Raw genomic sequence first — 15023 nt, 5'->3', positions numbered from 1 at the left:
CAAAAGGCTGAAATATGACGACCCATCGACATGTCGTTCATGTCGCGCTCGACGATCACTCGCTGGACGTGGACGCACTCGATTTCGACAACTACACGCTCACGTTGCTGGTGGACCGCCATACCGCCGGACGACTCCCGAAATCCGTGCTGGGCAGGTTCGCCCGTGTCGGCGTTCTGGATCTGCCGGACGGGGCGGGTGTGGAGGGCTACGACCGCGTGGTGGATGAGATGATCGACCTGGTGAAGGGGTTCTCGAAAGAGCTTGGCGACCCCTCGGCCATCGTGGGTCTGTACGAGTACACGACGTTGCCGGCGGCGCGCCTGCGCGAGCACTTCGGGATCCCGGGCACCGACGTCGGGACCGCGCTTCGCTTCCGTGACAAAATCCTGATGAAGGAGTCGCTGCGCGACGTGGTCCGGTTACCCCGATTCTGGCCCGTTGGAGCGGCCACGACCGAGGCGGAGCTGGCGGCTATCGCGGCAGAGCTGCCCGGAAAGGTCGTCCTCAAGCCCGCCCGGCAGGCTGCCAGCATTGGCGTCAAGGTTTTCCACCGGAGTGCGGACCTCCTGGAGTACGCGCGCACCACTGGAATCCAGGACAACCATGAGGTCGAGGAATTCATCGAGGGGACGATCTGTCACATCGACGGCGTTGTCCGGGACGGACGCATCCTCTTCCTCAGCGCTGCCAAGTACTTTCTCGGCAACAACCTCACCTTCGAGGACGAAGGCGAGTCGTACGGTTCGGTCACCGTCGACGATGCGGAACTGGTCGAGCGGATAGCGGCCTTCACGGACCGTGTCCTGGTGACACTGGGACTGCGGGACAGTTCCTTCCACCTTGAGCTGTTCCTGACGCCGACCGGCGAGCTGGTGTTCCTGGAGATCGGCAGCCGCTTCGGAGGGGGCTACAACAGCCGGCACCTCAGGACCGTATACGGCATCGACCTGGTGGGGGAGTCGATCGCGGCCTGTATGAACCTGCCGTCCGCGTTCACGACACCCACGACCCATCTCAAGCTCGCGACCGACCACCAGGGCGCCTCCGGCTGGTTCTACTCCGCCCTCTCAGAGAGGGCCCGCTGCCGGGTCAGGCGCATTCACGGCCTCGACAAGATACCGAGTTCCGTGGTCTACGCCGAAATACCCGAGATCGGTCAGCCGCTCAACGACGGGCCGGGTCTGCGGACGCCGTCCGGCAGCTTCGTCCTGGCTGGTGCCAGCTCTGCACATATCGAGCGGGACATGCGGCAGATCAGCTACTCGTACTCCGTCGAGGTCGACGTGGACGCCCGGTGACGCATCAACACCGACGGGCAGCGCGGGCAACCCCTTAACCCAGGCTGCCATCTGAAGCTGCCCATCACGACCTGTGTGAGAACAGGTTTCTCGCCGATCTGGCGAAACGAAAGTCGCGCCAACGGTGAAGCGCACGACAAACCAACCGTATCGCTATAGAAAAGAGCAATTATGCGGGTTCTTGGGATCAACTGGAAGCTGCACGACAGCTCGGCAGCACTGATCGACGGTGACGGCCGGATCCTGGCGATGGCTGAGGAGGAGCGGTTCATCCGTCTCAAGCACGCGCCAGGACGTTTCCCGGTCCACGCCGCTCGACACTGCCTGAAGGTCGCCGGGATCACCTGGCGCGACCTTGACGCAGTGGCCATGGGGTGGGACATGCGTCGCTTCCGGACCTGGCAGGACTCCGAGCGGGCCGAGATGTACGGCGAGTTGTTCGGCCCCGAGGCGGCGGGTGAGGCGGGACCGGAGTTCGTCTTCGTCGAGCACCACCTGGCCCATGCCCTGTCATCCTTCTACGCCTCCGGATACGAGCGGGCCGGCGTCCTGGTCGTCGATGGAAGCGGTGAGCTCGAATCCGCCTCCATCTACGCCGGCGATCGCACCTCGGGTCTCACTCTCAAACGGCGGTGGGCGCGCGGGTACTCAATCGGCTTGATGTATGAAGCCGCATCCGATCTGCTGGGCTTCGGAAGGTTCGGCGCGGGCAAGACCATGGGTCTTGCTCCTTACGGTGCGGACAGTGACAGCACACTCCTTCCCATGGGCGACCTGATCGGCGACGGAACGTGGCAGTCCAAGCCCCCCTTGGATGTTCCGGCCGATGTGCACTCCGAGACGCTGATCAAGGAGTGGAAAAACTACCTGTCCAGTCGGTTCGGTGTCGTGACCAGCGACACGGAACACCTGGACCGCGACCCGGTGGCGGTGCGCATGGCCGCCAGCGCGCAGCACACCGTGGAGGAGGCATACCGCGCCTTCCACGCTGAGACGGTCTTCCAAGCCGGCACCCCAGAGATCTGCCTGGCAGGGGGAGTTGCTCTGAACTGCGTCGCCAACGGCAAGCTCCCCGAACCGGTCTATGTCCCCCCCTTCCCTCACGACGCCGGCGTTTCGATCGGTGCGGCATGGTCGCTCTGCCCGCCGAAGCACCAAGGCGTACTGGAGTCGCCGTATCTCGGCACTGACCTGTCCGTCAGCGGGCAGCAGCTTGACGCACTGCACCGGTCGGGCTTCACAGTCACCGAGTTCACACAGGATGCCGTAATCGAGTTGCTGCTGGCGGGCGCTATCGGCTCGGTGGCCCAGGGCCGCGCGGAGATCGGGCCTCGGGCACTTGGGCACCGGTCGATCGTGGCTATACCCGATCCAGCTGATGTCCGGAACCGGATCAACACGCTCAAGAACCGCGAGCAGTGGCGTCCGTTGGCGCCCGTGACCCTGCCCGACTACGCACCGTCGCTGTGGCCGAGCCAGGGCCAGCGCGAACGCTACATGGTGGGCAGTGCCGTCGTATCCAGTCACGCCCGGAAGGTCATGCCGGCGGCGATACACCCGGTCGACGGAAGCACCCGTCCACAAGTGATCACGCCGGGACAGGCCCCGGTTGTCGAGACCCTTCTGCATGGGCTCAGGGCCGCCGGAGCGCCGCCGGTGCTGGTCAACACCTCGTTCAACGGCCGTAACGAACCCGTCGTGGACACCGCCGCAGACGCGGTGCGTACCTTCACCGACATAGGGCTGGACTTTCTGGTCCTCGGCGACCATCTCATCCGGCCCAGGGCATAGGCACGTGTTCCAACGGGTGAAGGCGACCAGGCCAGCGGATAAGGGGGAGGCAGAGAGCCCCGGGCAGCGGCGCGGCGGCATGTTCTCGGTGTTGCGGGAACGGAACTACCGGCGATTCGCGCGCTCTCAGATCGTGTCGCTGATCGGGACCTGGATGCAGCGGGTCGCCCAGGACTGGCTGGTGTTGAGCCTGTCCGGGGGTAGTCCGGTGGCGCTCGGTGCCGCTGCCGGGCTGCAGTTCCTGCCGATCCTCTTTCTGTCGCTGTGGGCCGGTGTGCTGGCCGACCGGGTGGACAGTCGCAGGACCTTGATGATCTTGCAAACCCTGATGGCGCTCTCTGCACTAGGGCTCGGACTGCTGGATCTCACCGACACCGTCCAGCTGTGGTCCGTCTACCTGTTCTGTCTTGTCCTTGGCTGTCTGTCAGCGTTGGACGCACCCATATTCGAAACCTACGTCGTCGAGATGGTGGGCACCGAAAACGCCGGCAGTGCCGTGGCACTGAATTCGATGAACTTCAACGTAGCCCGGATCATCGGGCCTGCCGTGGCCGGCTCGGCAATCGCCTGGGCTGGTACCGGCTGGGTCTTCATTGCCAACGCCGCGAGCTACGCGGCGGTGGTCTTCGCCCTGCTGATGACGGACAAGCACAGCTTGTATCGGATACCTCCCGCGCCACGAGCACCCGGGATGGTGCGGGAGGGGCTTCGATACCTGCGCGGACGGGCAGATCTGGGGGCACTCATGGTCCTGGTGCTGACGGTCGGTGTGTTTGCGAACTTCACGGCGTCCCTCGCAGTCGCGGCGGTCCAAATCTTTGCCCTGGGAGTCGACGGTTACGGATACCTGTCCACGATGCTCGCCCTCGGGATGCTGCTGGGAGCGGCTGGGGCGGTCCGACGTGGGGTCCGTGGACGACCCCGACTGCGGGTTTCCTTTGTCTGCGCAGCAGCGCTCGGCAGTGTGGAGGCGGTACTCGGACTGATGCCGACCGCATGGCTCTTCGGGTTGGTGCTGATTCCAGTCGGTGCTGTTCTCACGCTGTTCGTCACGGCAGCTCACAGCACGATCCAGCTCTCGGTTCCCCCATGGGTGCGGGGGCGCGTCATGGGCTTGTACATGATGGTCCTTCTGGGCGGCACCCCCCTCGGAGCACCCTTGAGCGGATGGCTGGCCCAAGTGCTCGGCGCTCGAGCGCCTTTCCTGGTGGGCGGCGCGGTTCTTGCGCTCGCCACCCTCCTTTCAGCGCTCCTTCTGCTCCGACGAGATGTTGCCTACGCCGCCTCAAGTCCTGGGAGCGACGGTGCAGATGACCGAGTTCACCGACACAGCAGTTACTGAGGATCGTCCTCGGACGGCACGTGCTCTCTACGCCCAACGGCCGCGGAAACCCGGGAGCGGACGCTGCGACCGATACTGCCCGGGACAACACCTCAAAGGAGATAACGAGCATGCCAGTAAGTTTCGTAGGCGGTTCTGAAATGACCAATGACGGTTCAGAGATACGTGCACGCTCTGGCCCGATGTTCGACAAGGACTACACCCTTCGCCTCGCGCAGGCGCTTGAAGAGTCCGGCTGGGACCACATGTTGATCGCCTACCGTTCCAACTACCCGGACCCTGCTCAGGTGGCCGCGTACCTGGCCTCGAACACCGAACACCTCGGTTTCTTTCTGGCGCATCGCCCGAACGTGTCCTACCCGACCTTCGCGGCCACCACGTTCGCGACGTTCGACCACGTCACCAACGGTCGGCTGACACTGCACGTCATCAGCGGAGCTTTCGACGACGACCAGCAGCGTGAAGGCGACTTCCTGACCAAGGACGAACGGTACTCGCGCACACGCGAGTACATGCAGATCGTCAAGAAGGCATGGACATCACGGGAATCGTTCGACTACGAGGGTGAGCACTACCGCTTCTCCGACTTCGTCAGTGACGTTTTCCCCGCGCAGCAGCCTCGGCCTGCGCTCTCCTTTGGCGGCTCGTCTGCGTCGGCCTACGCGGTCGGCGGCGCGGAAGCGGACATCTACGGGCTCTGGGCGGAGTCCCTCGCCGGCACGGCCGAGCAGATCAGCTCGGTATATGCGGCGGCTCGCGCGGCCGGCCGCACCCAGATGCCGCGCCTGTACTGCGGTTTCCGCACCATCCTTGGTGCCACGGAAGAGCAAGCCTGGGAGAAGGCACACCGTGTCGTCGACCAGATTCATGCGCGCAAACGAGGACTGAGTAAGAGCCAGGACGTCGCTTCCTACCGTCTGCGACAACTCGCCGAAAAGGCAGAGCACTACGACCGCTGCCTATGGACGGGGACTGTGGCTGCCACCGGCGGCGGGGGTCCCGTTGCGTCCCTCGTCGGCACACCAGAGACAGTGGCGGCAGCGTTGCTCGACTATGTCGATCTGGGAGTGGAGATCATTGCGGCACATGGCTACGACTACCTTGAGGATGCAGTCGAGTTCGGCCGTGAAGTCATCCCGATCGTGCGCGAAGGAGTTGCCAAGAGGGACGCTCAACTGCTGAACGAGATTTCCGCGGGGGGCGACAGCTGAAGGGCCGGAGGACTCTCCGCTCGTTCTCTGAGGCAGCCCCAGTCGGGCGAGGCCGGCGTAAGCGAAGAGGCGGGCGGTGGTGGGAGAGCCGGCGCCGTCCGCAAGGTGACCGGCGGCAAGAGAGCGTTCTCGACCGCGATACCCGGCATCAGGGTCAAGAGTGTTCCGAGTCATTCGGACCTCCTGCGGACGGCCGAGTGCTGCACCGGGCCGGGTCGTGATCGGACATCTCCTTAGCGTCTCCAATGGCGCCTTGGGCGTCCGACAGGGGAGAACAGCCACGCCGGTCCCACAAAGCAGCAACAGCCTCGCATGATCGTGAAGAAGACAACGGAGGAGAGAGATCCGGAGTGGCACCCGCCTGGCTTCCCGCCTTCGGACGACGTGCGCTGTCTCGCACCGAGGTGTCACACGAAGGGGGAACCCGTAGTGAGGAGTATGACACTCCTGTCGGAGCTCTTTCCGCCCGACATCCAGACAGCCGAAGAGTTCACGGACCCGAAAGGAGCGTTCCTTTTTCCTGAAGAAGAAGCCTATATCGGCAACGCGGTGGACAGCAGATGTCGAGAGTTCACTACCGCACGGCTGTGCGCCCGTCGGGCGCTCACCGCACTCCGACACCCGGCCGTGCCGCTGGTGCCGGGTGTGCAGGGTGCGCCCATTTGGCCGGCGAGTATTGCGGGATCAATAACCCACTGCGCCGGCTACCGGGCCGCAGCAGTCGCCTGGCGGGCGATGCCGTGTCCCTGGGGATAGACGCGGAACCGCATGCCCCGGTTGCGCCAGGCATCATCGGGATGGTGGCCCTTGCGTCGGAGCAGGCCTTGCTCGTCGAACTCACCAACCATGACCCCACCGTCCATTGGGGCCGCCTCCTGTTCAGTGCCAAGGAGTCCCTGTACAAGACGTGCTTTCCGCTCGTCGGGCAGCGGCTCGGCTTTGACGACGCCTCGATCGACATCGATCCTGACGCCCGCCTGTTGCGAGCCCACCTGCTGCGAACAAGCCGAGATCGGGAAGGCAGACGACTCCATGAGATCCATGGCCGGTGGCATGTAGGGCGTGGCTTGGTTCTCACCGCCTTCGCATGCAGGCCGTAGGAACCAGACCGCTCGACTTGTGGAGCGCCCACCATCCCCTCACGCTCGGGCCCCTCCCTGTGCGCAGCCGCCGGCCCGTCCGCGACCACCACCTCAGCGCCACGCTGGCCGGCGACCCCAACCTCGCCGAGCTTCACCGGCGGGAGGGCGTGCGAACGGGTTCGGAGCCACTCGCTTGTGTGCCGGACCTCCGAGTTTGGGCAACCCCCAGCATTTGCATGATCGGGCCGTGCCAGGTTGCGTTGATGATCGAGGCTGAGCGTCTGACACTGCGCCGCTTCCAACTCGCCGACGCGGCTCCGCTCGCGGCCTACCGCAACGACCCGGATATCGCCCGATACCAGGCGTGGCCCTCTCCTCTCACCCCCGAGACCGCCACCACACGGGTCCGCAAGTACCGGGAACAGGACCGCGAATAGCCCGGCTGGTTCCAGTACGCCATCGAGCTCACGGCCGAACGCAGCCTGGTCGGAGACCTCGGCGTGCTCCTCCACGACAACCGGATGGAGGCCGAGCTGGGCATCACCCTCGCTTTGGCCCCCCACCGCAGCGGATACACCCTCGAGACTGTCCAGGCCGTCCTGGAGCACCTGTTCGGCAAGGGGCTTTACCGGGTCTCCGCGGAATGCGACATCCGAAACGCCCCGTCTGCGCGCCTCCTGAAGCGTGCTGGCTTCCAACTGCAGGGCGGGCGGCCGGAGTTTACCGTGGACATCAATACCGGTGAGGGGACTGACACGCTTCTCTTCGGCCTGCTCGCCAGCCGCTGCCGGGAACCGAGGAGCCCGGACGGCGTGACTCAGCCGGATCGCCCAGCCCACGGCAGGCGAAGCAGCGGCGGTGTCAGGGGCTGATCGGGTTTCGCGGGCTCACCCCGGTGCCCGCATACACGCCGGGGTCCAGGGACCGCAGGGTGGCGTCCTCCCCGGCCTGCCGGGCCACGATCACCGAGGACATCGGATACAGCACCCGCCAGTCCGCCTCACTAGGAGCAGTTCATAGCGGCGGCAACTCCTCGCGGGCGGGTGCCCGACGCAGTCGGCACCCAGCCGCAGGGGACGCCGGCACGTGCGGCGTCCCCTACAGCAGTACCTACCTGGGTCATTCGGCTGTGACTGCGGCAAGCAACTCGCGGCGCACGGGGCCGGGATAGTGATAACGAGAAGCCCCGGCGCTCAATTCGGCTATCCGCTCTTTGAGACCGGGCCTTGCCAACACCTCCGGGTTCGCGAGGAGGCCGGTCACGTCGGCGACGGCACGCAGGACATCAGGGTCCTTCGCGCGTGCCGCTTCGAGTGCTACGCGCTTCTGCCAGAAGGGATCGTCCGTCGTGTAGCGCCGGCCCACCATCTCGTGATCCACCTCGGCCAGGCGGTGCCGGTCCCAGGCGTCAAAACCACGCCAGAGTGGCAGCAGATGACGCTCCGTCGCGGCGGCGAACGTCATCGAAAATGCCGTGGCGTCCTTCGTGTCAACAAGGCGCATTGTGTCCCGGAGCAGTGCAGCGTGCCGGAACGCGGTGGTCATGCCAGCGCCGAAGAACGGGTTGGTGGAGGCCCATGCGTCTCCCACTGCCACGATCCCGGTGACCACAGGCGCTCCAGCTACGACGACGGAACGGTGCGCGCTGCGTAGACCACCGGTGGCGATCACATCCGTGACGGGCTTCCCTTCAGCCCAAGGTGCTTCGGTTGGGTAGAGCTGTATCGCTCGGTGCCAGGCATCGCGGTTGCTCAGACCCCGGAGTTCCTGATCGCGGTCGGACGTCACGAACGTCACCGACCAGGTTCCGGAGTCACCGGGCAAGACAAGGATGCTGACGCTGTCGTGCTGAAAACCCGCCCATGGCGGCATTCGGGAGCCTGGGTCTTCGGAACGGAAGAACCGCGTGTAGTAGCGGAAACCCGCCTCCGCCCGCTGCTCGTACGGCGCGAGTCCCGCATCCTTGAGCATTGCTGCCCCGCTCGCAGCCCGGCCGGAGGCATCAACGACCAATTCGGCGTTGATCTCCTCGCCCCCCTCAGAGGCTACCCCTGTGACGCGCCGGCATTGGCCTGCGCGGGGCTCCTCCGTACACAGCCGGTTGACCCGGAGGCCACGTCGCACGGTAATTCCGGGGTGTTCCTCCGCCACGGCAAACAAAGCGGCCTCAAGTACAGGACGCCGTACGGCCACTGTCTCGAACCGGCCGTCATCCTCGCGCGGGCCGTCTATCCCCCCGACATGCCATGCTCCTGCGATGATGTTGTGGCTGACGGCGCCCAGGTCGAGCATACGGTCCACCGACTCGGGAGACTCCTTGGCCAGTAGGCGGAACCCTCCTGGCAATAGGAGGTGCGCCTGTGAAAACTGACGCACGCCGGGGCGCTTCCAACCGGCATACAGGTCGTCTCCCTTGCCCTTGGGGGGCGGTGGATCGCGGTCGACGAGGGTGACCTGCCTGCCTTCCGCCGCTAACAAGATTGCAGTCATCAACCCTGCCGGGCCGCTGCCCAGGATCAATGCGTCCGACACGGCTGCGTATATCCCTTCTGTGTCCGATGAAGTTCGGAAGTAACACCACACCAGAGCTGGTTCGGCGCTACTGAGCGCCACCGCCGAGCCGTACTCACGAGTCCATGCCCACCGTCTTCCAGAACCGCAGCAAGGCAGCGGCACCCTCTTCGGGAGCGCTCAGCATCCACCAGTGACCTTGGCCCGGCAGGCATTCCACATGCGCTCCGAGACGCTCGGCGACCTTCTGAGAGTTGATCTGGTCGTCGTAGGGATCACTCAGGGGCTGGACCACCAGGCCAGGGGCTGCTGTCCGAGTCAGGTCCGCACCCCAATGAGCGTATGGGTTGGGCGTCGCGGAGCGGTAAAGGTCCAGGATGCAGCCAGCCATGGTGGCGTCGAGTTGTGCACCCATGCCCGAGGCATCCTCGGCGGGAACACCTGCGGCCGTAAGCGCAGCAGTGGCAACGGTTGTATTCCCCCGTATGGTCTGCGCCCACTGTTCTCCTGCCCCCGAGGTCTGCCACAGTTGGGCCAGATCGTGCCAGACATAGTCGGGGTGAAGGATGGACGCGACGTCCATCGCCCAGCTGCGCAGCGGCAGGAAGCCCAGCATGGCGACGCGTGCCACAAGAAGTGCGCCCCAGTCGTGCCCCACCAGGTCGACAGGTCCTGAGATGCCACTCAACTCGCCTGACAGCCAGCGGACGTAGTCGTCCATCGTCGCACCGAACCCGGCTGGCCGCGGCGTCGAAAAACCGGGCAGGTTCAGGGCGAGAGATTCAGCTTGGAGGTGGCGCCGCAGTGGGTCCCAAAGGCGCCCGGTCTCGGGTACTCCGTGGACGAAAACAGCGGTCATCATTTTCCCGACATATGAATGGTCAGCTTCGCTAGTGGCTCTCTTGAGGCTCGTGTGCGTAGCTCATGGGGTGCTCCATGACCTCAACTCCGCTGCTCTGTGGGCTCCCCACGGACTGTTCGCTGCCAGGGTGTGCACGACGGGCCGGAGCATGGCCGGTCGATGAGGCAGACCGTCCCATCAGTTCCCCCTGTCGTACTCGACTGGATTCCCGCCCACTCAGCTGCCTGTTGGAGAGATGAACCCATTGGCTCTCCGACAGTGACCTCCGCAAGGAGATGCCACAAGACCATCAGGGCCGGAATAAAGCTGCCGACGCCCGGAATAAATCGCGCTTCCATGTCCCAGGCCTGTCGTCTCAGGAACGGTCTTCCGTGGGCCGTGCGGGCTCGTGCTCTCAGCGTTCGTCGGCTCGGGGTGGGGGGCTTCTATTCAGCGCAGAGCCGCCGTTGGTGTCAGTCTGATCCCATAGAAGACCGGCCGAAGCGTCAGGGCCTCCACTGGCTTGCTCGAGGGCATGGGATGCTGTTTGAGCGGTTTGGTCAGGCGTCTGGTTATGGGCGGGCAGCAGTCAAGGGTCCTTCGCTGCTGGGTTCTTGCGGCCGCTACCAGGGCGTCGAATGCGACCAACTGGAAAGGGTGTCAGCTCGTCTGTGAGTTCGGTGAGTCCTTTGCGCACCGTCGTTTCGCTGACGCCGGCCGCGCGCGACACCGCGCGTGTTCCTCCATGCCCAAGGTCACGGGCCTCTGCGGCCAGCAGCAAGCGCCGCTGTCCTTCGTTGAGATGAGGGAGCAACACCCCCAGCCACGACGCAAGTTGATTGGGTTTCAACTGGAACTGGAATATGGCGTACAGACACGCCCTGGTGGGATGTGCCCAAGCTGTACGGGCCGTGGACCACGCTGCACACCCGGTTTCGTCGACGGGCGGCGGACGGCACGTTTGAGCGGGTGCTTCGCGCAGCCCCGGCGAAAAGAGGAGGCCGCCGGCGTCATCGACCGGCTGGTGTCGGTCGACTCCAGCATCGTCCGCGTCCACCAGCATGCCGTCGGGGCGCTCGAGAAGGGGTTTCCGCAGCGGAGTGAGCGGCCCGCCTGAAAGATGCCCGATCATTCGCATGGCCTGTCACCAAGGGCACCTGCAGGTGCAGGGCGTACGGGCCTGGTCCGGACCGTCCTCATCGACGTGCCCCGCAGGCGCTGAAGGACTTCACGGGATAGGACACCGAGCAGGGCCGCCTCGCGACCGGATCGATCACCTCCACCACGACCGATGCCGAACTTGGCCGGTGGGCCAGCTGCGAAGACTGGACGTGGTCGGCGCGGACATCGCCTGACCCGGCCCCCGACACAGACGCCCTGGAATCCCGCGTGACCGAGCGCCGTGGGCTTGTCGCCACGGCGATCAGCTCGGGCCGCGGCGACACGGAGATCCCTGCATGAGGCTGCTTGTGGGGGATCGGCCGCCACACGGGGCTGTGAAGAGGCCTGACGTTACACAGCAAGGTTGCCGAACAGGGTTCAGGCGGCAGCGAGTTGGAGGAAGTCAGGAACGCCCTCAGCTTGGGCGTAGGGCTGGAAGCGGGGAAGGAGGTCGTCGATGAGGCGGACGCAGCGGGGTGTGCCGAGACGGCGGGCCAGAAGGAGGGATTCACTGGCGGCGGCCGCGGCGGGTTCGGGCTCCTTGAGGTCGAGGTGGCTCGCAGCACGGTAGGCGAGGAGAACGCCGCGGGTCTTGTCCCGGGCCGACGGCAGCAGCTGTTCGCCCTCGTTGATGAGCTGGTGGGCGCGGGCGGTGTCGCCGAGGTCGAGGAGGGCCTGGCCGGAGTCGACGGCGAGGTCGGCCTCGGACACCCAGGCGCACCAGGAGGGCCGATCGCCGCCAGCGTCGCTGAGATGCTGCTCGGCCGCGGCCAGGGCCCGCTGCACGGCGCGCCGTTCCCCTTGGTCGCCTCGCGCGGCGAGGGTGCGGGCCAGGCGGAGCTGCAGCAGGCAGCGGGCGGCGGGGTTCTCGGCGCGGGTCAGGGCGTGATTGAGGATGTGGGACGCGGTGGTGTGGTCGCCTCGCCAGGCGGCCTGGTAGGCGAGGTCGCTCAGCAGGCCGGCGCCCACGTCGTGGTCGCCTGCCGCGTGGGCGTTGTGCAGGGCGGCGATCCAGTTCTGGCTGGCGTGGGTGTGGCGGCCCAGGTCGAAGCGGTGCCAGGCGACGGTCTGGGCCAGGGAGGCGGCCAGGGTGTGCAGCCGCAGGCCGAGGTCGGCCGGGTAGCGGCCGTGGTCGAGCAGGTCCGTCACCGTGGCCAGGTGGGCATCCAGCAGGGCGGCGGTGTGCTGGCGCTGCTCCGTGGGCAGCGCGGCAAGGTGCCGGGTGGAGTCCTCGATGAAGGTGACGAGGTCCTCACCGACGAGTGTTCCGGCGTGTACCCGGGTGAGGTCGGCGGCCGGGCCGACCGCCCAGTCCGCGGCCAGCGCGGACACGGCACCGCCGGAGATCGTGAAGAACGTGCGGCGGTCCATCTCTGATCGAAGGGCCTCTCTGAGGGCGGGTACGGAGCTGCCTGGGCCGAGCGGCACCACGCCGTCGGTGGTGAGCGGCAGCCAGTTCGGCCAGTCGTTTGCCCGGACGATGTCCGCGGGCCAGCCGAGGGATTCGGCGATGTAGAGCTGGGATTCGTCGCTGGGCTGCACGCCACGCTCCCACTTGCGTACCCGCATCCGGTCGGTGCCGGAACGCAGGCCCCGGCGGCCGGCCGCGGCCCGCACACCGGCGGCCAGGGCGTCCTGGGTCATGCCGCGGGCGATCCGTGCCGCCGCTGGCGGGTGCTGACTGCTCGCTTCCACGTACTCCATGTAGCAGTCACCGGCGTGCATCTGGACGGGCGGCCGTCCGGTGCCGATGCCGAGCTCGACGATCCAGTCCGGCGGCCGCGGCCGGTTGCGCCGGCCGTTTGGACACGCAGCGTTTACTTGCCTACAGCCCGTTGACCCATGGGACTTGTTAGAGTGCTACTCGTTGGTAGCAATCAAGTGGGGGGCGGGGATTCTGTGGCGGCATCGCCACAGCTTTCCGGCGGGGTGCCGAGAAGGGTGACCTGGCAAGGGGGCCGGGTCGACCCGGGGCTTCCGCGTGTACGTATCACGCGGACATCGAACTCCAGTTCCCTCGCCCGCTGATCCGAACGGGTGAGACTGTCACATGGTTCGTACTCTGGTCGATTTATTGACCGCGCACGCTTCGCAACAGCCCGACCGCACCGCGTACCGGTACCTCGTCACGGGTGACTGTGACGGTGAGATCCAGGACATCTCCTACGGGCAACTGGCCCGCCGCTCCCAGGCCATCTCCGCCTGGCTCCAGGAGCGCGGTCTGGCCGGCTCCCGCGCCATGCTGTTGTATCCGCCCGGCCTCGAATTCGTCCCTGCGTTCCTGGGCTGCCTCGCCGCCGGTGTCATCGCCGTGCCGGGGGTGCCCCCGCGGGGACGGTCGCAGAACCACCGGGCCCTGATCCGGATGAAGCGGCTGATCGCCGACGCGGACGCCAAGGTGATCCTCGGCGGACGTGAAGTCATGGGCGCCCTGGGCGAGTTGGCGCAGCACCTGCCCGAGATGGACGGGATCACCTGCGTCACCACCGAGGACATCCCCGGCGATGCGGCCGGCTCCTGGCGCGAACCCGGCCTCACCGCCGACTCGGTCGCCTTCCTGCAGTACACCTCTGGCTCCACCTCCGCCCCGCGCGGCGTGATGGTGACGCACGGCAATCTGGTGGACAACGAACGGGTCGTCACGGAGCGGATGGGGCACACCCCGGACACGATCGCGGAGTACGGCCACGAGATGTACGTCAGCTGGCTGCCCGTGTACCACGACATGGGCCTCATCGGCCCGGTCCTCAACACGGTCTACCTCGGTGTGACCGCCACGCTCTTCTCGCCGCTGCACTTCCTGCAGCAGCCCCAGCGTTGGCTCAGCGCGGTCACCCGCTACCGCCCGCACACCAGTGGCGGCCCCAACTTCGCGTACGAGCTGTGTCTGAAGCACGCCACTCCCGGGCTCCTGGGGGAGCTCGACCTGAGCAGCTGGAGGGTCGCCTTCAACGGCGCCGAACCGGTTCGGGCCGCCACTTTGCGACGGTTCAGCGAGACCTTCGGCGCGGCCGGCTTCCGCCGCGAGGCCCTCTACCCGTGCTACGGCCTCGCCGAGGCCACCCTGATGGTCACCGGCGGCTCGGTGGACGCCGCGCCGACGCTGCTCGACGCCGGGGGGAGTGGCCCGCACGCGGGCGCTGCGGACGCGGCGGCGGTCGGCTGCGGTCGTCCCGGCCCCGGCCTGAGCGTGGTGATCGCCGACCCCGAGGGGCAGGAGGAGTTGCCCGAGGGCGAGGTCGGCGAGATCTGGGTCGGCGGCGCGAGCGTCGCCAAGGGGTACTGGCGCAACGCCCTCGCCACCCGCGAGACCTTCCGGGCCACGCTGACCGGCCGTGAGGGCCGCTTTCTGCGCACCGGCGACCTCGGGTTCCTGCGGAACGGCGAACTGTTTGTCACCGGCCGTCTCAAGGACCTGATCGTCATCGACGGACGCAACCACTACCCGCAAGACCTGGAGTTGTCGGCTGAGCTGTCGCACCCGGCGCTGCGGCCAGGCTGCACGGCCGCGTTCTCCGTGGACGGCGCCGCGGAGGGCGAGCAGCCCGTCGTCGTCGCAGAGGTGGCCCCCGAAATGGCGGGCGAGGCGGAGAAGATCGCCGATCAGGTCCGCAGCGCGATCGCCGAGGCCCACGGCCTGTCGGCGCGCGACGTCGTGCTGGTCCACCCCGGCACCATTCTGAAGACGTCCAGCGGAAAGATCCAGCGCCGGGCCACCCGGGCCGCATACCTCGACGGCACCTTGTCCGTGCTCGGCGTGCCCGTACAGAGGTGACGTCACCC

Annotated in this window: 10 protein-coding genes and 2 pseudogenes; 8 read left to right on the top strand and 4 right to left on the bottom strand. The window is 66.5% G+C overall.

The features are described from left to right. Window positions 1–14: 14 nt before the first annotated feature. The 7 genes and pseudogenes from ACGFYN_RS38250 to ACGFYN_RS38220 all read left to right on the top strand — a co-directional run bounded on the left by ACGFYN_RS38250 (window position 15) and on the right by ACGFYN_RS38220 (window position 7599). The gene (locus ACGFYN_RS38250; RefSeq protein ID WP_393870585.1) at window positions 15–1301 is read left to right on the top strand and encodes an acetyl-CoA carboxylase biotin carboxylase subunit family protein; all 1287 of its coding nucleotides are present in this window, start codon (window positions 15–17) and stop codon (window positions 1299–1301) included. Between the two features lie 171 nt (window positions 1302–1472). After that, window positions 1473–3092 carry a carbamoyltransferase C-terminal domain-containing protein gene (locus ACGFYN_RS38245; protein ID WP_393870584.1) on the top strand — a complete coding sequence of 540 codons (1620 nt, stop codon included), beginning with the start codon at window positions 1473–1475 and terminating at the stop codon, window positions 3090–3092. A 79-nt stretch (window positions 3093–3171) separates the two neighbouring features. Next, window positions 3172–4434, top strand: a complete 1263-nt coding sequence (locus ACGFYN_RS38240) for an MFS transporter (RefSeq protein WP_393870583.1) — start codon at window positions 3172–3174, stop codon at window positions 4432–4434. Between the two features lie 110 nt (window positions 4435–4544). Next, on the top strand, window positions 4545–5645 hold the full coding sequence (locus tag ACGFYN_RS38235) for an LLM class flavin-dependent oxidoreductase (RefSeq protein ID WP_393870582.1): 1101 nt from the start codon (window positions 4545–4547) through the stop codon (window positions 5643–5645). 312 nt (window positions 5646–5957) lie between these two features. Beyond that, the gene (locus ACGFYN_RS38230; RefSeq protein ID WP_393870581.1) at window positions 5958–6401 is read left to right on the top strand and encodes a 4'-phosphopantetheinyl transferase; all 444 of its coding nucleotides are present in this window, start codon (window positions 5958–5960) and stop codon (window positions 6399–6401) included. 41 nt (window positions 6402–6442) lie between these two features. Then, a complete protein-coding gene (locus ACGFYN_RS38225; protein WP_393870636.1) occupies window positions 6443–6745 on the top strand; it encodes a 4'-phosphopantetheinyl transferase superfamily protein in 303 nt (100 codons plus the stop codon). Further along, window positions 6733–7599 (top strand): annotated as a pseudogene (locus ACGFYN_RS38220) (GNAT family N-acetyltransferase). The gene ACGFYN_RS38225 and the pseudogene ACGFYN_RS38220 overlap by 13 nt, the downstream one beginning before the upstream one ends. Before the next feature lie 247 nt (window positions 7600–7846). Here ACGFYN_RS38220 and ACGFYN_RS38215 read toward each other — a convergent pair. The 4 genes and pseudogenes from ACGFYN_RS38215 to ACGFYN_RS38200 all read right to left on the bottom strand — a co-directional run bounded on the left by ACGFYN_RS38215 (window position 7847) and on the right by ACGFYN_RS38200 (window position 12944). Beyond that, window positions 7847–9259: an NAD(P)/FAD-dependent oxidoreductase gene (locus tag ACGFYN_RS38215; protein ID WP_393870580.1), complete on the bottom strand. Its 1413-nt coding sequence runs from the start codon at window positions 9257–9259 to the stop codon at window positions 7847–7849. Between the two features lie 94 nt (window positions 9260–9353). Further along, window positions 9354–10097, bottom strand: coding sequence for an alpha/beta fold hydrolase (locus tag ACGFYN_RS38210; protein ID WP_393870635.1), 744 nt, complete (start codon window positions 10095–10097; stop codon window positions 9354–9356). A gap of 574 nt (window positions 10098–10671) precedes the next feature. Next, window positions 10672–10854: pseudogene (locus ACGFYN_RS38205) on the bottom strand (ISAzo13 family transposase); the annotation flags it as partial. Between the two features lie 764 nt (window positions 10855–11618). After that, window positions 11619–12944, bottom strand: a complete 1326-nt coding sequence (locus ACGFYN_RS38200) for an XRE family transcriptional regulator (RefSeq protein ID WP_393870579.1) — start codon at window positions 12942–12944, stop codon at window positions 11619–11621. A gap of 346 nt (window positions 12945–13290) precedes the next feature. Between ACGFYN_RS38200 and ACGFYN_RS38195 the strand changes: the two genes are divergently transcribed. Then, window positions 13291–15015, top strand: coding sequence for a fatty acyl-AMP ligase (locus tag ACGFYN_RS38195; protein ID WP_393870578.1), 1725 nt, complete (start codon window positions 13291–13293; stop codon window positions 15013–15015). Window positions 15016–15023: the final 8 nt, after the last annotated feature.

It is taken from the genome of Streptomyces sp. NPDC048419 (genome assembly GCF_043200415.1).
GTDB lineage: Bacteria > Actinomycetota > Actinomycetes > Streptomycetales > Streptomycetaceae > Streptomyces.
This window is presented reverse-complemented; position numbering and strand designations above follow the sequence as displayed.